The sequence below is a fragment of the Pseudarthrobacter sp. TAF60_1 genome, from assembly GCF_052113505.1.
Classification (GTDB): Bacteria; Actinomycetota; Actinomycetes; order Actinomycetales; family Micrococcaceae; genus Arthrobacter.
The window spans coordinates 83614-100413 of record NZ_JBFRDI010000001.1 but is presented as its reverse complement, the minus strand read 5'-3'; the positions used below and the strand labels follow the sequence as shown (position 1 = coordinate 100413).

Below are 16800 nucleotides of genomic sequence, written 5' to 3'. Positions count from 1 at the left end.
CTGACTCGTCCCTGAGTCACCCCCGGTTCCGGCCCCAAACCGGGCCCGGGTGACCCTGATCCGTGTTTGGATTGACTCATGACCACAGCATTTACCCGCCCGCCGCTGGTCCGCAGCACCGACCGCGTCATCGCGGGTGTGTGCGCGGGCCTCGCGGAGCATCTGGGCTGGCCGGTGCGAAACGTCAGGATCGGCATGGCGCTCGCAACACTCGCCGGCGGGGCAGGGCTCGCTTTCTACGCGTGGCTGTGGATCATGGTCCCCACCGCGGACGAAAGCGCCCGGCGCAACGCGCGGCGGCCGGTGTCGCCCATTGCCCCGGCAGTGAGCCTCATGCCCGCGCCCGCAACGGCGTCGCACTTCACCGGCCGTGCGCCGTCGGCGCCGGTGTGGGGAATGCCCGACGCCGGTGCTTCCGCGCCGGGGGTGCCTTCCAGCGCGGACGCGGAGGGTACTTTCCCGGGCGCCGCTGCCCTGCCCGTGGCTGTCCCGCCCGTGGCTGTCCCGCCCGTCGCTGGAGACGGTGGTGCCGGCAATCCGCCGTGGTTCAGCGTCCGCGGAGTGCGCTATGGCAAGGAGATCCTGCTGGGAGCCGGTCTCCTGCTGGTGGCGGGCATCATGATCGCGCAGCTCCTGGGCGTGGACGTGCCGCTGGGGACCCTCATCCCCGCGGCCGCCGTGCTTGGCGGTGCCGCCATCGCCTGGATGCAGCTCGACGAAAGCCGGCGCGCGGGGCTGGTGGACAAAACCAAGGCAGATCAGGCCGGTGGCTGGGGACGCCTCGCTGCCGGCCTGGCGCTGGTGGTGGCCGGTGTACTGGTGATGGTGTCCGGCTCGGGATCCTGGGAGCAGACCTGGCTGGCGCTGCTGGCATCGGTGGCGGTCCTGGGCGGCGTGGTGCTGGTGCTGCTGCCGTGGGGGCTGAAGTTCTGGCGGGACTTGGAAGCGGAGCGCTCGGGCAGGATCCGCGAAACGGAGCGGGCCGAGATCGCGGCACACCTGCACGATTCCGTGCTGCAGACCCTTGCGCTGATCCAGCGGCGCGCCGCCAATGAGCACGACGTGGTCCGCCTGGCCAGGGCACAGGAGCGTGAACTGCGGGGCTGGCTCTTCCATGACCCGGGCAAGGAAACCGGCCAGCTTTCGGACCGGATCAAGGCTACAGCCGCCGAAGTGGAGGATGCCCTGGGCAACGCCGTGGAGGTGGTCAGCGTGGGGGACACCGCCATGACAGAAGCCCACGAAGCCTTGGTCCAGGCCAGCCGGGAGGCGATGCTGAACGCGTCCCGGCACGGCGGCGGAACCGTCTCCGTCTACCTGGAGGTCTCGGATGGCCGCGCCGAAGTTTTTGTCAAGGACCGTGGCCCCGGCTTTGACCTGAATGAGGTGCCTGAGGACCGGCTGGGCGTCCGGGAATCCATCATCGGACGCATGAAGCGCCACGGGGGGACAGCCGCCATCACCAGCACCCCTGACGGAACCGAGGTGCGGTTGGGCCTGCCGGCGCGCCATCCGGATAACGCAGAAGGAAGATTATGAACAACGCACAAGGCGCCGGACCCGGCCGCCCCGCACAGTCCGTCCGCGTAGCGATCGTGGACGACCACGCCATTTTCCGGTCCGGCCTCAAAGCCGACCTCGACGCCCGCATCCAGGTGGTGGGCGAAGCGGCCACCGTGGAGCAGGCCATTGCGGTGATCGCCCAGGAACAGCCCGAAGTGGTGCTGCTGGACGTACACCTGCCAGGCGGCCTGGGCGGCGGCGGACGCGAAGTCATCGCAGGCTCCGCAGCGCTCCTCGGGACCACCAAGTTCCTGGCGCTCAGCGTCTCGGACGCGGCCGAGGACGTGGTGGCAGTCATCCGGGCCGGCGCCCGGGGTTATGTCACCAAGACCATTTCCGGCGCTGAAATCACCGACGCCGTGTTCCGGGTGGCGGGCGGCGACGCAGTGTTTTCGCCCCGGCTGGCCGGCTTCGTGCTGGACGCCTTCGGGACGGCCCCTGCCGACATCGCCGACGACGAACTCGACAGGCTGTCCGCCCGCGAGCTGGAAGTAATGCGCCTGATCGCGCGAGGTTACAGCTACAAGGAAGTGGCCAAGGAGCTGTTCATCAGCATTAAGACCGTGGAAACCCACGTGTCCGCGGTGCTGCGCAAGCTCCAGCTTTCAAGCCGGCACGAGCTCACCAAGTGGGCCGCGGAGCGCCGCCTCCTCTGACCCCACGCCCCGCCAACCCCGGGACGTTCTCTCACTTAACGTGGGTTTTTCCCCAACGCTCTCTCACTTAATGTGGCTTGAACGCAATCGCTCTCTCACTTTCGTAAAGAAAGTGAGAGAGCGATTGCGTTTTACCTGCGTTAAGTGAGAGAGCGTTCTACTTGGCTTTGCCGAGGAAGTCCTGGAGCCGGGCGACGCCGGTGGCCAGGTCATCGTCGCCCAGGGCGTAGGAGAGCCGGAGGAACCCGGAGGGGCCAAACGCCTCACCCGGAACCACAGCTACCTCGACCTCGTCGAGGATCAAAGCAGCAAGCTCGGCGGAGGTCGACGGCGTCGCGGTGCCTGCCGCCGTCGGGAATTCCTTCCCGAGCAGCCCGCGGACGTCCGCATACACGTAGAAGGCGCCCTTCGGCGTCGGGCATTCCACCCCGTCGATGGCGTTCAGGCCGGCGACGATTGCCTTGCGGCGGCGGTCAAAGGCCACCTTCATCTCGTCGACGGCGGTCAGCGGCCCGGAAACGGCGGCCAGGGCGGCGATCTGCATGATGTTGGAGACGTTCGAGGTTGCGTGGGACTGCAGGTTGGTGGCGGCCTTGATGACGTCGGCCGGCCCGATCATCCAGCCGACCCGCCAGCCGGTCATCGCATAGGTCTTGGCCACGCCGTTGAGGATGACCACTCTGTCGCCGAGTTCCGGGGCTGCGGTGGCGATGGACGTGAACGGGACGCCGTCGTAGGTCAGGTGCTCGTAGATCTCGTCGGTGACCACCCAGAGGCCCTTGGACGCGGCCCATTTGCCGATTTCGGCGACCTGCTCGGGGGAGTACACCGCGCCGGTGGGGTTGGACGGCGAAACAAAGAGCAGGATTTTGGACTTCTCCGTGAGTGCCGTCTCCAGCTGCTCAACGGTGACAAGGTAGTCCTGCTCGGGGCCGGCGAAGACCTCTACGGGAACGCCGCCGGCGAGCCGGATGGCCTCCGGGTACGTGGTCCAGAACGGGGTGGGCACAATCACTTCATCACCCGGATCCACCAACGTGGCGAAGGTGTTGTACACGGCCTGCTTGCCGCCGTTGGTCACCAGTACCTGGGACGGGTCAACGGTGTAGCCCGAATCGCGCAGGGTCTTTTCCGCAATGGCCTTCTTCAGCTCGGGCAGGCCGGCGGCGGGTGAGTAGCGGTGGTACTTGGGCTGGCTGGCTGCCTCAATGGAGGCCTTCACGATGTAGTCCGGGGTGGGGAAGTCCGGTTCGCCCGCACCGAAGCCAATGACCGGCCGGCCGGCTGCCTTCAGCGCCTTGGCCTTGGCGTCAACAGCCAGGGTTGCGGATTCGGCAATGGCGGATATGCGCTTGGAAACGCGGGCGGAAGACATGGCGGGTCCGTTCTTCGCTTGCAGCCCGAAGGCTGAATGGTGGAATTCGACGAGATCTACTCTATGCTGTTCACCGGATCGTTCGGATTGTCGGCGTGGATGTGACTGCAGGCCAGGGGCACCCACGAGGGCGGCACGGATGTCCGGAACGAGGCTGGTTCGACGTAAGCGAAGTTCTTGCGTAGACTTGTTCTCCGGTGTTGAAACACGGATGATGGCGTGCGCCCCAGTGAAAACTGGCAGTCGCGGCAGGATCTCGTTTTCCTCCCAAAGGGTAGTGGCGCAATTGGTAGCGCAGCGGTCTCCAAAACCGCAGGTTGCAGGTTCGAGTCCTGTCTGCCCTGCGCAAGCTGTTCCGGCGTAAAGGCGGAGCACGCGCAGTAACCATGGTTCTGATCTGGACCGGGTAATCCAACATTGCAAAGATGAGCGAGGACCAGGTGACCGAAACAGCTGCCAGCAGCTCCAAGGGCCGCCCAGCTAAGAAGGACGCCAAGGCAAACTTCTTCGCTCGTATTGCACTCTTCGTCCGCCAGGTCATCGGCGAGCTGAAGAAGGTTGTTGCACCAACCCGCAAGGAACTGATCAATTACACGCTCGTGGTGCTGGTGTTCGTGGCCATCATGATGGTCATCGTCAGCCTGCTCGATCTCGGTTTTGGAACTGCGGTCAGCTGGGTCTTTGGCGGGATCGCTCCCGGGGACCGCTAAGGCGCACCAACCGCAGGCCACGTGGCACCGACCGGGTAACCGGTAAGAATCCACGGGGTGTGCGGAATTGAGCCATTTAAATAGGCATGTTAGGCAATGAGGAAGCAGGAGACCAAGTGTCTGAGCAGGAGCTCGAGGTAACCGAGACTGAGCTGGAAGAGTCCACGGACAACACGGCGGCCCCCACGGTCGAAGCCAGTGAAGAGTCCGAGGTTGAGTCCGCTGCGCCCGAATCTGCCGACGCTGACGACGATTCCGACGCCGATACGGTAGTTGCGGAAGATGCCGCTGACGAGGATTCCGATTCAGAAGGCGACGCCGAAGAAGGCGAGGACGCCGAGGCAGACGCCCTGGCAGCTGCAGCCGCCAAGGCCGACGTCGATCCCGCCGACGAATTCAAAGCCAAGCTGCGCCGCCAGGAGGGTGACTGGTACGTCATCCACTCCTACGCCGGTTACGAAAACCGCGTCAAGGCCAACCTTGAGACCCGCATCCAGACCCTGGACATGGAAGATTACATCTTCGAAATCCAGGTTCCCATGGAAGAAGTCGTGGAAATCAAGAACGCACAGCGCAAGGTCATCAACCGCGTCCGGATCCCCGGCTACGTCCTGGTCCGCATGGACCTGACGGATGCCTCCTGGGGCGCCGTCCGCCACACTCCCGGCGTCACCGGCTTCGTGGGCAACGCCCACAACCCGGTTCCGCTGCGCCTCGACGAAGTATTCTCCATGCTCGCGCCGGTCTTCGAAGAAGAACAGGCCGAAAAGGGCAAGCCCGTCAATAAGCAGTCGCAGGCCCCCGTTGATGTCGACTTCGAGGTCGGCGAGTCGGTCATCGTCAAGGAAGGCCCGTTCGAGACCCTCCCCGCCACGATCTCCGAGATCAAGGTCGAATCCCAGACTCTCGTGGTCCTCGTGTCCATCTTCGAACGTGAGACCCCTGTCACCCTGGCGTTCAACCAGGTCAGCAAGATCTAGCAACCCCCACAGATTTCGTTCCGGACTGCCCGCTTAGCAGCCCCGGAACGGCCGGCCGCCTCGCCATGGCGGCCAACAACCTGAGGCACGCTCCTGTGTCCCAGGAAGATATTGAGAGAAGGACCTTACATTGGCTCCCAAGAAGAAGGTCACCGGCCTCATCAAGCTGCAGATCCAGGCAGGCGCCGCTAACCCGGCTCCGCCGATCGGTCCTGCGCTTGGCCAGCACGGTGTCAACATCATGGAATTCTGCAAGGCGTACAACGCTGCCACAGAAGCCCAGCGCGGAAACGTCATCCCCGTGGAAATCACGGTCTACGAAGACCGTTCCTTCACGTTCATCACCAAGACCCCGCCGGCTGCAGAGCTCATCAAGAAGGCTGCAGGCGTTGCCAAGGGTTCACCCACCCCGCACACCGTCAAGGTTGCAAAGCTGACCCAGGCCCAGGTCAACGAGATCGCCACCACCAAGATGGAAGACCTCAACGCCACGAGCCTCGAAGGCGCAGCGAAGATCATCGCCGGCACCGCCCGCTCCATGGGTATCACCGTAGAAGGCTAGTCAGCTTCCGCCACCCACACTCGGGCAATTGACGACGACGGGCGGCACCGCCGGGGAACCGGCACCACCGAAATTGAAATGTTGGGAACCGGGCACGGATTTCGAGCCCGCTCACCAACTGTGGCAGGGCCCAGCGCGGTCCGCAGACCACAACTGCACAAGGAGAAATAAGCAGCATGGCAAAGCGCAGCAAAGCATATGAGGCAGCAGCCGCCAAGATCGACGCGGAAAAGTTCTACGCGCCGTTCGAGGCAGTAACGCTCGCCAAGGACACCAACCCGTCCAAGTTCGACGCCACCGTTGAGGTTGCCTTCCGCCTGGGCGTTGACCCTCGCAAGGCTGACCAGATGGTCCGCGGCACGGTCAACCTGCCCCACGGCACCGGCAAGGTCTCCCGCGTCCTGGTTTTCGCAACGGGCGACAAGGCTGAAGCAGCAATCGCTGCCGGCGCCGACTTCGTTGGTTCCGATGACCTGATCGAAAAGATCCAGGGCGGCTGGACCGACTTCGACGCAGCCGTTGCCACCCCTGACCTCATGGGCAAGGTTGGCCGCCTCGGTAAGGTCCTGGGTCCGCGTAACCTGATGCCGAACCCGAAGACCGGCACCGTTACCGCTGACGTCGCCAAGGCTGTCAACGACATCAAGGGCGGCAAGATCGACTTCCGCGTCGACAAGCACTCGAACCTGCACTTCATCATCGGCAAGGTTTCCTTCGACGCCATCAAGCTGGCCGAGAACTACGCAGCAGCACTGGAAGAGGTCCTTCGCCTGAAGCCGTCCGCTTCCAAGGGCCGCTACATCCAGAAGGCCACCGTGGCCACCACGTTCGGTCCCGGCATCTCCGTTGACCCGAACGTCACGAAGGTCCTGACCGAGGTCTAATCCTCAACAGCGACTCCGCCGGACCTGTCCGGCACACCAAGGACCGCCCGGCGAAATGCCGGGCGGTCCTTGTGCTCTAAGCCCGGGCGGTCCTTGTGCCTGTGGCCACTCGACTGAACAGCGGGAATGGCTAGGCTGGGGTAATGTCCGCGCTGGCCATCACCCCGGTAAACATCCCGCCAACGCCCGACGCCGGCACTTACGTCGCCGATGGACGTCCGGACAGTGCCGCGGAGTTCCGGGAATGCCACGCGCTGCTCGAAGCGCACGAACTGGAAAAGTGGGGCAACCTGGACCGCTGCCCCACTCTCCCCGAAAACATGGAGTACTGGCGGGGAAGCGAATACGAGGAGCGGCACCTTTTCATAGCGCGGCGGGGCGCGGACACCGTGGGCACGTGCTCGGTGACGCTGCCAGTACGCGAAAACACCTCCACGGCGGGTATCAACGTCCTGGTGTCGGCCGCTCACCGGCGGCAGGGCTGGGGACGCCGGCTGTTGGAGCACGCGGAAGCCGTCGCCATGGCGCATGGCAGGTCCTCGCTGGACGGCTATTGTGAGTTGCCCGCCGAAAAGCTGGAGGGGGCCGTTCGACTTGTTCCCGCCAAATCGGGGGCCGGGGGACTTCCCGCCGATGATGCCAGCGTGGCTTTTGCCGCTGCCGCCGGCTATGAACTGGAGCAGGTGGAACGGGCCAGCCGCTTGACGCTTCCGGTCCCGGCTGACCACCTTCAGGAACTGGAAAGCAAGGCGCTCTTGCGGGCAGACGGCTACGCCCTGGTGGCCTGGGCTGACAAGTGCCCGGAGCGGCTCGTGACCGAGTACGCGATCCTCAGGAACCGGATGAGCACCGACGTGCCCACCGCAGGATTGGACTGGGAAGCGGAGGATTGGGACGCTGCCCGGGTACGGCACGAGGAGCGGGCAAACAGCCGCGGCGGGGTGCAGGTGCAGGTCGCAGCGGCCCTGCAGGAGCGCACCGGCCAGCTCGTGGCATACACGGTCCTGACCTGGCGCCCCGGCGTTCCCGCGTGCATCATCCAGCAGGACACCCTGGTGACCGCGGAGCATCGCGGGAAGAAACTGGGGCTGCTGACCAAGGCTGCGAACCTGCGGGCTGCCCAGGAGCGGTGGCCCGCGGCGCGGTCGGTGCTGACATGGAACGCTGTGGAAAACCGGCATATGCTGGCGATCAATATATCGCTTGGATTCAAGCTTGCTGGTTATGAGGGTGAATGGCAGAAACGGCTGGGATGATGCCCTTTATGGCTAAAGACGTGCGGATCGAGCAGCTGTGGGTCCCGGACACCCTTGACGCGCCCGACGCTGAGGATTTCCTGGCAGCAGTGGAGGTGGGCCGCAAAGTCAGGATGCAGACCTGGGGGAGTGATGACCTCGCGTACACGCCTCTGGAAAAACTGCTTGAGCTGGCCGACCCCTACGAGCGCCAGGTCATTCTCGTAGCCAAGGTCGACGGCGACATCGTGGGCGCCGTGGACATCGCACTGCCGCTGACGGACAACCTCGATCTGGCGGAATTTACGCTGGATATTCTTCCCGAATTCCAGCGGCAGGGGGTGGGCCGCAAGCTTCTCCAGGCCGCCGAACACCTTGCCCGCAGTGAGGGCCGCACGCTGATCCTGGTGGACACCAACCATCCGGGGGCGTCGCTGCACGAGTTTGAGGAGGCGCAACTGGTCCCGGGTTCGGGGCAGGGGTTTGTGCCGCTGGAAAGCCGCGAAGTGGAGTTTGCCCGCAAAACCGGGTACACCCTCCAGCACATCGAGCAGTTCAGTTCCTGCGCACTTCCGCTGGACACCAAGCTCGTGGCGGACCTGCAGGCCGAAGCAGAGGAAGCCAACAACGGCCGCTACCGGCTCCACCACTGGACGGATCGCTGCCCGGATGAGTGGCTCGAAGCGGTGGCCGTGCTCGAGAACCAGGCGGGCGCCGTCGTCGACCCTGCCCTGGAGTCGCCCATTGAACAGGGCATGGTGTTCGACGGCGGGATCCTCCGGGAAGCGGAAGAGGTCACCATCGCGCAGGGACGGCGCACGGTGGTGACCGCCGTCGAGCATCTCACCAGCGGGTCCCTCGTGGGCCTCACGACGATCAGCGTCCTGGCCCACCGGCCGGACGTGGTGTTCCAGGACGACACGCTGGTGCTGCAGGCGCACCGCGGAAACAAGCTCGGCCTGCTCATCAAGGTGGCCAACATGGAGCGGCTCACTGAGCAGTTCCCCGACGCCCGTGTCATCTACACCTGGAACGCGCCGGAGAACCGCTACCTGCTGACGGTCAACCAGCAGCTCGGTTTCACTACGGCCGGCGTGACCGGCATCTGGCAGAAGGAGCTACCAAGCCTGAAGTCAAGCGTCAGCTGAAGCCGATTTGGTGGACCGCGGCGCGTCCCGTAAGCTTGGACTACCAAAGACCGTCGGTTGTTGGAAATCCATTCTCCTGAACGCAGCTCAACTCTGCAGTTGTGCGCGGGAGGCCAAATGGGTTTCTGGACGAAGGACCCTGACATAGGGCGGCCGGCGCAGGTGAACGAAGCAAACGCTCCAAGGCAATAGCCATGTTGAGCCAAGCCCCGTGCATCTGCGCGGGGCGTTTTTAGTTTTAGCTCATCTGAGCGGGGACCGTCGCATACCGGCACTATCCCCGGAAGGAGGGTTATGGCAACGCCTACAAAGGTTTCAGCAGTAGCTGAGATCACTAACGATTTCAAGGAATCGAACGCCGCTGTCCTGACCGAATACCGTGGGCTCACCGTTGCACAGCTCAAGCAGCTGCGTGTTTCTCTCGGCCAGGACACCAAGTTCTCGGTCGTCAAGAACACCCTGACCGCCATTGCAGCCAAGGAAGCCGGCGTTGAAGCATTCAACGACCAGCTCTCCGGCCCCACTGCAATCGCGTTCATCAAGGGTGACGCAGTTGCCGCTGCCAAGAGCCTGACGGATTTTGCCAAGGCCAACAAGCAGCTGGTCATCAAGACCGGTTACTTCGAGGGCAAGGCATTGAACGCCAGCGAAGTTGCTGCCCTGGCAGCACTCGAGTCCCGCGAGCTGCAGCTCGCCAAGGTTGCAGGCATCCTCAAGGCTCCTGCTGCCGCCGCTGCACGCATCATTGACGCACTGCGCCTCAAGCTTGAAGAAGAGAACGGTGCACCGGCAGCTGCCGAGGCTCCCGCCGCTGACGAAGCTCCTGCAGCTGAAGAGGCCCCCGAAGCAGCTGCAGAGGCTCCCGCCGAAGCACCCGCTGCCGAAGAGAACTAGTTTCTCTTTACCCACCAGACTCCGGTGCGAAGGCAACGGCCCAGGCCGCCAAGCACCACCTATAGGAAGGACGCCACACCATGGCGAAGCTCACCAACGAAGAGCTCATTGAAGCTTTCAAGGAACTGACCATCATCGAGCTCTCCGAGTTCGTCAAGCTCTTCGAAGAGACCTTCGAAGTAACTGCAGCTGCTGTTGCTGTTGCCGGCCCCGCCGGTGGCGGCGCTGCTGAAGAAGCAGAAGAGAAGACCGAATTCGACGTCGTTCTCGAATCTGCTGGCGAAAAGAAGATCGCAGTGATCAAGGAAGTTCGCGCCATCACTTCCCTCGGTCTCAAGGAAGCTAAGGACGTTGTTGACAGCGCTCCGAAGGCTGTTCTCGAAGGCGTCACCAAGGAAGCTGCCGAGAAGGCAAAGGAGCAGCTCGAGGCTGCCGGCGCTACCGTTACCCTCAAGTAACTCACGCTGCTTCACGGAAAACCCCGTCCACTTCGGTGGGCGGGGTTTTCCTGCATCTGGGCCCAACTACGTAGCAGTAGATGTCGTTTTGAGGGCTCAGAACGACATGTGCTGCTACTTACATGGGGTTTGGTTCGGAAATGTCAGCCACGACGGCGCCGAGGGCCGTGGTGAGCTCGTCCGCTTCAACAAAGGCGCTGTAGCCGTGCTCGCCGGCGCCCATGGAGATCCGCCGGCCCGTGATCGTGGCATCCGCGTAGACAGGCCACGCCGTGGTGCTGCCGAGCGGGGTGATAGTGCCGCGCTCGTACCCCGTCGCGTCCAGGGCCACGTCCGCCGGCGGTAGCGACAGCTTATTCACGCCCACCAGCGCACGCAGTTTCGGCCAAGAGATCTGCCGGTCACCCGGAATCAGGGCAAACAGGAACGTGCCGTCCTTGTGCTTGACCACCAGCGACTCCACGATGTCCGCCGGAGTGATGCCCAGGATCCCGGCCGCCTCCGCCAGGCTGCGCGCGGCAAGCCGCTCCACGATCTTGACGTCCAAACCGCGCGCTGTGGCATCAGCAAGGAAGCGCTGACGTCCGACGGCGGCGCTTCCGTTTTCGGGTTCCCCCACCATCAGTCTTTCCCCACCATCAGTCCCGGTACAGCAAGAGGGCTTCACCCTGGCCGCCGCCGCCGCACAGGGAGACGGCGGCTTTGCCGCGGCCCCGCCGCTTGAGTTCGTGGGCTGCGTGCAGGGCAAGCCTCGCACCGGACGCCCCGAGGGGGTGGCCCAGGGCGATGGCGCCACCGTGGATGTTGCACTGCTCCAGCGGGTAGTCCAGGTCCTTCAACGACTGCACCGCAACCGAACCGAATGCTTCGTTGATTTCGATGAAATCCAGGTCCTTGGTGCTCCAGCCCGCGCGCTCCAGGGCGTTCATGATCGCGTTTGACGGCTGGGAATGCAGGGAGTTGTCCGGACCCGCCACCTGGCCGGGCTTGCCCACCACAGCCAGGTATTCCAGCCCGTTTTCCTCAGCGAACTGACGTGTTGCAAGCACCAGTGCGGCGGCGCCGTCGGACAGGGGAGAGGAGTTTCCGGCGGTGATGGTCCCGTCCGTGACGAACGCAGCCCGGAGGCCGGCGAGAGTCTCGATGGACGTGTTCGGCCGGACGCCTTCGTCGGTGGCGACAACCAAGGGATCACCCTTGCGCTGCTTGACGCTGATAGGCGCAATTTCGTCGTCGAAAATTCCGTCTTTCGCGGCAAGGGCGGCGCGCTGGTGCGATTGGGCCGCCACGTTGTCCTGCGACGTCCGGTCGATGCCGAGGGTCAGATTCTTGGTCTCGGTGGAAAGGCCCATGGACTGGCCGTCGAACGCATCAGTGAGGCCATCGTGGGCGGCGACGTCCAAGGCTTGGATGGCGCCGTAGGTCCAGCCCTGGCGGGAACCGGGGAGCAGGTGGGGTGCGCGGGTCATGGACTCCTGTCCGCCGGCCACCACCACCGTGGCGTCCCCGCTGCGGATCAGGCGGGCGGCGTCTATCACGGCGGTCAGGCCGGACAGGCACACCTTGTTGATGGTCACGGAGGGGACGTTCCAGCCGATGCCGGCGCCGATGGCGCTCTGCCGCGCGGGGTTCTGCCCGGCACCGGCCTGCAGCACTTGGCCCATGATGACCGCGTCCACCTTGCCGGCGTCCACGCCACTCGCGGTGAGCGCGGCCTTGATGGCGTGCGCGCCGAGTTCGACGGCGGTGAAGCTCGCCAGTTGTCCGTTGAGGCGGCCTTGCGGGGTCCGCGCTGCTGCCAGGATGACAACGTCAGTGTTGTTCATGGAGTTGCCCATTGTGATCTCTTCCGCTCTGTAACGTGTAGGCCAAGGCTATCGTGAGCCTCCTCACACATTAATTCAAACGCTGAAGCGGCGTCCGGGATTCCGCCCTTGGGCGTCCGTCACCGGGATAGGGGAGAACTACCCATCTCTGTGATGTGCACCGCCGCGCCGCGGTGCGTAGGGTGGACGGCGAACGCACAGCTTCAGGCAAATGAAGAAACAGGGAGCAGAATCTTGAAGAACATCCTCGCCGCGGCGGCCGTGGTCTGCCTTGCCGGACTCACGGCCTGCAGCGTTACCACGCCAGCTCCGGGAGGCGCTTCTTCGACGACTGCTCCGATAACGACCAGCGCCGCGCCTTCCCAGGCGTCGCCGTCGCGCTCCACGGGCACAGCCGCTCCCCAGGCCGGACAGGTCAAGGAAGCGTGCGAGCTGTTTAATTCCCTCTTCGCCGAGTACAGGGTCAGCGCGCCCACGTCCAACGCCTACGAAGAGATTTACTCGAAGGCCTGGAAAGCCAAGGATTCCTACACGGGGAACCTGAGGGGACTGTTTTCGTCGCTGAGCGCCCTGACCATCAGCCACTCCGCCGTCGTCGAGAAGGGCGGCCAACCGGACCAGGTCACGAAGGATGCTGTGCGTGACGCGGTCTTTGCGAATGCTGGAGCCTGCACGGCCCAGGGCGTGACGCTCACGCTCTGAGGCCGTATCTGCACCGAAAAAACGGTGCTTGCAAAACGTGCGGTTGTGGGGTAGACACGTAATGGGTTTTGCCGTATCGTAGATATTTGCGTCTTCCCTGTTTACCTTCAGCCTTCATATAGCGGTGGGCTTTGCCTGGCAGCTGACCATCAACGTGCCGTCAACAACGTCATTGTATGGTCGGCCCCGGCCCCGGGTCATATAGCGGAACCGGATGGTAGCACTGCGGAGTCATTTCGCAGGGTGCACAGCGGGGGAGATCTGAAAACGCCTGAAGGTCTGTGGAAGGATCCCTCTTGGTCGCCTCGAGCACCTCTAATAACCAAACCGCTAACACCGCCGACAGCACTGATGGTGCCACTCGCCGGCTCTCATTCGCAAAGATTCACGAACCGCTTGACGTTCCGAATCTGCTTGCCCTGCAGACGGACAGCTTTGACTGGCTGGTCGGAAACGAACGCTGGCAGGCGCGCGTAGCGAAAGCCGTCGAAGAAAACGACCTCAGCGTCGCCACCACGTCCGGACTGTCGGACATCTTCGAAGAAATCTCCCCGATCGAGGACTTCCAGGGCACCATGTCCCTGAGCTTCTCCGATCCGGAGTTCGCTGATCCCAAGTACACCATGGCCGAGTGCAAGGACCGGGACGCAACTTACTCGGCTCCGCTGTACGTCAAGGCCGAGTTCATGAACAACAACACGGGCGAAATCAAGCAGCAGACCGTGTTCATGGGCGACTTCCCGCTGATGACAGAGAAGGGCACCTTCGTCGTCAACGGCACCGAGCGTGTCGTCGTCTCCCAGCTGGTCCGTTCACCGGGCGCCTACTTTGAGCGCACCGCTGACAAGACCAGTGACAAGGACATCTTCACTGCGAAGATCATCCCGTCCCGCGGTGCCTGGTTTGAACTCGAAATCGACAAGCGCGATCAGGTCGGCGTCCGCCTCGACCGCAAGCGCAAGCAGTCGGTCACCGTTCTGCTGAAGGCCCTGGGCTGGACCGAAGGCCAGATCCTCGAAGAGTTCGGCCAGTACGACTCCATGCGTGCAACGCTGGAGAAGGACGCCACCGAAACCCGCGAAGACGCGTTGCTGGACATCTACCGGAAGCTGCGACCGGGCGAGCCGCCCACAGTCGAGGCTGCCCAGTCCCTGCTGGACAACCTGTACTTCAACTCCAAGCGCTACGATCTGGCCAAGGTTGGCCGTTACAAGATCAACCGCAAGCTTGGTATCGACCGCTCCCTTGGCGACAAGGAAGCTTCGGTCCTGCACGTTGAAGACATCGTGGCCATGATCAAGTTCCTGGTTGCCCTGCACGCCGGCGAGAAGACCCTCACGGGCAAGCGCGACGGCCAGGACCATGAACTGCGCGTCGAGATCGATGACATCGACCACTTCGGCAACCGCCGCATCCGCGCCGTCGGCGAGCTCATCGAAAACCAGGTCCGCACCGGCCTGTCCCGCATGGAGCGCGTTGTCCGCGAGCGTATGACCACCCAGGACGTCGAGGCCATCACGCCGCAGACCCTGATCAACATCCGCCCGGTTGTCGCAGCCATCAAGGAGTTCTTCGGAACGTCCCAGCTGTCGCAGTTCATGGACCAGAACAACCCGCTTTCGGGTCTGACCCACAAGCGCCGTCTGTCCGCGCTTGGCCCGGGTGGTCTGTCCCGTGACCGCGCAGGCATGGAAGTTCGAGACGTTCACCCGTCCCACTACGGACGTATGTGCCCCATCGAAACTCCTGAAGGCCCGAACATTGGTCTGATCGGTTCGCTGGCATCGTACGGCCGCATCAACCCGTTCGGTTTCATCGAAACTCCTTACCGTCTTGTGTCCGAGGGCGTTGTCTCTGATGAGGTCCAGTACCTGACGGCCGACGACGAAGCAGAGGTCCTGATCGCACAGGCCAACGCTCCGCTGGATGAGAACAAGAAGTTCGCCGAAGAGACCGTCCTGGTCCGTGCCCGTGGTGGTGGAGGCGAGCCCGTGCTGGTTCCCGCCGCCGACGTCGAGTTCATGGACGTTTCCCCGCGCCAGATGGTGTCCGTGGCTACGGCCCTGATCCCGTTCCTCGAGCATGACGATGCTAACCGTGCACTCATGGGTGCCAACATGCAGCGCCAGGCCGTGCCGCTGGTCCGTTCCGAGGCCCCGTTCGTGGGTACCGGCATGGAGCGTGCAGCCGCTGTCGACGCCGGTGATGTCACCATCGCGAAGAAGGCAGGTGTGGTTACCGAAGTCTCCGCTGAGCTGGTCATCATGCTCAACGACGACGGTACGGAAACCAACTACCGCATCAACAAGTTCGCGCGTTCCAACCAGGGCAACTGCTACAACAACCGCGTCCTGGTGAACGAAGGTCAGCGCCTCGAGGTCGGCGGCATCATCGCCGACGGCCCGGCAACGGACCAGGGCGAGCTCGCCCTCGGTAAGAACCTGCTCGTGGCATTCATGTCATGGGAAGGCCACAACTTCGAGGACGCCATCATCCTCTCGCAGCGCATTGTTGCTGAGGACGTTCTTTCCTCCATCCACATCGAGGAGCACGAGATCGATGCCCGCGACACCAAGCTTGGTGCCGAGGAAATCACCCGTGACATCCCCAACGTGTCCGAGGAAGTCCTGGGCGGCCTTGACGAGCGCGGCATCATCCACATCGGTGCCGAAGTTGAAGCCGGCGACATCCTGGTCGGAAAGGTCACCCCGAAGGGTGAAACCGAGCTGACCCCGGAAGAGCGCCTGCTGCGCGCCATCTTCGGTGAAAAGTCCCGCGAAGTGCGCGACACCTCCCTGAAGGTTCCGCACGGCGAGTCCGGCACCGTCATCGGTGTCCGCGTCTTCGACCGCGACAACGACGACGAACTGCCCCCGGGCGTCAACCAGCTGGTCCGCGTTTACGTGGCCGCCAAGCGCAAAATCACCGACGGCGACAAGCTCGCCGGCCGTCACGGCAACAAGGGTGTTATCTCCAAGATCCTCCCGATCGAGGACATGCCCTTCCTTGCAGACGGTACCCCCGTTGATATTGTCCTGAACCCGTTGGGTGTTCCGGGCCGTATGAACGTCGGCCAGGTGCTCGAAACGCACCTCGGCTGGGTTGCCAAGACCGGTTGGAAGATCGAAGGCGAGCCCGAATGGGTCAAGCAGCTGCCGAACCTGCCGCGCGAGAGTGGTCCCACCACTGTTGCAACGCCGGTGTTCGATGGCGCCCGTGAAGAAGAAATCACGGGCCTGCTGGACTCCACCAACGTGACCCGCGACGGCGACCGCCTGATCAACTCCTCAGGCAAGACCCGCCTGTTCGACGGCCGCTCCGGCGAGCCGTTCCCGGATCCGATCTCCGTGGGCTACATGTACATCCTGAAGCTCCACCACCTGGTGGACGACAAGATCCACGCCCGCTCCACCGGCCCGTACTCCATGATCACGCAGCAGCCGCTGGGTGGTAAGGCACAGTTCGGTGGCCAGCGCTTCGGTGAAATGGAAGTGTGGGCGCTCGAAGCTTACGGCGCCGCGTACACGCTCCAGGAACTCCTCACCATCAAGTCGGATGATATCCACGGTCGTGTGAAGGTCTACGAAGCCATCGTCAAGGGCGAGAACATCCCCGAACCGGGCGTTCCTGAGTCCTTCAAGGTCTTGATCAAGGAAATGCAGTCGCTGTGCCTGAACGTGGAAGTACTCTCCACGGACGGAACCACAATTGAAATGCGTGACTCTGATGACGCAGTCTTCACGGCTGCGGAAGAACTGGGCATTGATCTGTCTCGTGCAGAGCCCAGTTCCGTAGAAGAGGTCTAGC

Annotated in this window: 15 protein-coding genes and 1 tRNA gene; 13 read left to right on the top strand and 3 right to left on the bottom strand. The window is 63.5% G+C overall.

Translation table 11 applies throughout. The features are described 5' to 3' along the window. Positions 1-78: 78 nt before the first annotated feature. Complete coding sequence (locus AB4Y73_RS00505) at positions 79-1539, top strand: ATP-binding protein (protein ID WP_441867175.1); 1461 nt, start codon at positions 79-81, stop codon at positions 1537-1539. Further along, positions 1536-2219, top strand: a complete 684-nt coding sequence (locus tag AB4Y73_RS00500) for a LuxR C-terminal-related transcriptional regulator (RefSeq protein ID WP_441867172.1) — start codon at positions 1536-1538, stop codon at positions 2217-2219. The genes AB4Y73_RS00505 and AB4Y73_RS00500 overlap by 4 nt, the downstream gene beginning before the upstream one ends. Positions 2220-2376: 157 nt before the next feature. Here AB4Y73_RS00500 and AB4Y73_RS00495 read toward each other — a convergent pair whose 3' ends face one another. Continuing rightward, positions 2377-3594: a pyridoxal phosphate-dependent aminotransferase gene (locus AB4Y73_RS00495; RefSeq protein ID WP_441867169.1), complete on the bottom strand. Its 1218-nt coding sequence runs from the start codon at positions 3592-3594 to the stop codon at positions 2377-2379. Positions 3595-3865: 271 nt separating this feature from the next. Here AB4Y73_RS00495 and AB4Y73_RS00490 point away from each other — a divergent pair. The 9 genes from AB4Y73_RS00490 to rplL all read left to right on the top strand — a co-directional run bounded on the left by AB4Y73_RS00490 (position 3866) and on the right by rplL (position 10465). Beyond that, a tRNA-Trp gene (locus tag AB4Y73_RS00490) sits at positions 3866-3938 on the top strand. An 81-nt stretch (positions 3939-4019) separates the two neighbouring features. After that, a complete protein-coding gene (gene secE, locus AB4Y73_RS00485; RefSeq protein WP_441867166.1) occupies positions 4020-4304 on the top strand; it encodes a preprotein translocase subunit SecE in 285 nt (94 codons plus the stop codon). A 116-nt stretch (positions 4305-4420) separates the two neighbouring features. Further along, positions 4421-5284, top strand: a complete 864-nt coding sequence (gene nusG, locus AB4Y73_RS00480; RefSeq protein ID WP_441867163.1) for a transcription termination/antitermination protein NusG — start codon at positions 4421-4423, stop codon at positions 5282-5284. 130 nt (positions 5285-5414) lie between these two features. Continuing rightward, positions 5415-5846 carry a 50S ribosomal protein L11 gene (gene rplK, locus AB4Y73_RS00475; protein WP_024365990.1) on the top strand — a complete coding sequence of 144 codons (432 nt, stop codon included), beginning with the start codon at positions 5415-5417 and terminating at the stop codon, positions 5844-5846. Between the two features lie 176 nt (positions 5847-6022). Then, positions 6023-6730, top strand: coding sequence for a 50S ribosomal protein L1 (gene rplA / locus AB4Y73_RS00470; protein ID WP_306903109.1), 708 nt, complete (start codon positions 6023-6025; stop codon positions 6728-6730). 143 nt (positions 6731-6873) lie between these two features. Beyond that, positions 6874-7986: a GNAT family N-acetyltransferase gene (locus AB4Y73_RS00465; RefSeq protein ID WP_441867157.1), complete on the top strand. Its 1113-nt coding sequence runs from the start codon at positions 6874-6876 to the stop codon at positions 7984-7986. Positions 7987-7994: 8 nt separating this feature from the next. Beyond that, positions 7995-9113: a GNAT family N-acetyltransferase gene (locus tag AB4Y73_RS00460; RefSeq protein WP_441867932.1), complete on the top strand. Its 1119-nt coding sequence runs from the start codon at positions 7995-7997 to the stop codon at positions 9111-9113. Between the two features lie 294 nt (positions 9114-9407). After that, entirely contained in the window at positions 9408-10007 is a 600-nt protein-coding gene (gene rplJ, locus AB4Y73_RS00455) for a 50S ribosomal protein L10 (protein ID WP_441867154.1), read from the top strand. A gap of 80 nt (positions 10008-10087) precedes the next feature. Further along, a complete protein-coding gene (gene rplL, locus AB4Y73_RS00450; RefSeq protein ID WP_164205871.1) occupies positions 10088-10465 on the top strand; it encodes a 50S ribosomal protein L7/L12 in 378 nt (125 codons plus the stop codon). A gap of 118 nt (positions 10466-10583) precedes the next feature. Here rplL and AB4Y73_RS00445 read toward each other — a convergent pair whose 3' ends face one another. Together AB4Y73_RS00445 and AB4Y73_RS00440 are read right to left on the bottom strand one after the other, a co-directional pair. Further along, positions 10584-11087, bottom strand: coding sequence for an aminoacyl-tRNA deacylase (locus AB4Y73_RS00445; RefSeq protein ID WP_441867150.1), 504 nt, complete (start codon positions 11085-11087; stop codon positions 10584-10586). 16 nt (positions 11088-11103) lie between these two features. Continuing rightward, positions 11104-12303, bottom strand: coding sequence for an acetyl-CoA C-acetyltransferase (locus tag AB4Y73_RS00440; RefSeq protein ID WP_441867147.1), 1200 nt, complete (start codon positions 12301-12303; stop codon positions 11104-11106). A 222-nt stretch (positions 12304-12525) separates the two neighbouring features. On the opposite strand from AB4Y73_RS00440, the gene AB4Y73_RS00435 reads away from it, so the two are divergent. After that, complete coding sequence (locus AB4Y73_RS00435) at positions 12526-12993, top strand: hypothetical protein (RefSeq protein ID WP_441867144.1); 468 nt, start codon at positions 12526-12528, stop codon at positions 12991-12993. A 296-nt stretch (positions 12994-13289) separates the two neighbouring features. Then, positions 13290-16799, top strand: coding sequence for a DNA-directed RNA polymerase subunit beta (gene rpoB, locus AB4Y73_RS00430; RefSeq protein WP_441867141.1), 3510 nt, complete (start codon positions 13290-13292; stop codon positions 16797-16799). Position 16800 lies beyond the last annotated feature (1 nt).

What these genes read in the sequence shown, in the direction of transcription:
- AB4Y73_RS00460 (WP_441867932.1), top strand. Translation starts at nt 7,995, where the DNA reads ATGGCTAAAGACGTGCGGATCGAGCAGCTGTGGGTCCCGGACACCCTT.
- AB4Y73_RS00505 (WP_441867175.1), top strand. Translation starts at nt 79, where the DNA reads ATGACCACAGCATTTACCCGCCCGCCGCTGGTCCGCAGCACCGACCGC.
- rplA (WP_306903109.1), top strand. Translation starts at nt 6,023, where the DNA reads ATGGCAAAGCGCAGCAAAGCATATGAGGCAGCAGCCGCCAAGATCGAC.
- AB4Y73_RS00495 (WP_441867169.1), bottom strand. Translation starts at nt 3,594, where the DNA reads ATGTCTTCCGCCCGCGTTTCCAAGCGCATATCCGCCATTGCCGAATCC.
- AB4Y73_RS00500 (WP_441867172.1), top strand. Translation starts at nt 1,536, where the DNA reads ATGAACAACGCACAAGGCGCCGGACCCGGCCGCCCCGCACAGTCCGTC.
- AB4Y73_RS00440 (WP_441867147.1), bottom strand. Translation starts at nt 12,303, where the DNA reads ATGGGCAACTCCATGAACAACACTGACGTTGTCATCCTGGCAGCAGCG.
- AB4Y73_RS00465 (WP_441867157.1), top strand. Translation starts at nt 6,874, where the DNA reads ATGTCCGCGCTGGCCATCACCCCGGTAAACATCCCGCCAACGCCCGAC.
- AB4Y73_RS00445 (WP_441867150.1), bottom strand. Translation starts at nt 11,087, where the DNA reads ATGGTGGGGGAACCCGAAAACGGAAGCGCCGCCGTCGGACGTCAGCGC.
- secE (WP_441867166.1), top strand. Translation starts at nt 4,020, where the DNA reads ATGAGCGAGGACCAGGTGACCGAAACAGCTGCCAGCAGCTCCAAGGGC.
- rplJ (WP_441867154.1), top strand. Translation starts at nt 9,408, where the DNA reads ATGGCAACGCCTACAAAGGTTTCAGCAGTAGCTGAGATCACTAACGAT.
- rplL (WP_164205871.1), top strand. Translation starts at nt 10,088, where the DNA reads ATGGCGAAGCTCACCAACGAAGAGCTCATTGAAGCTTTCAAGGAACTG.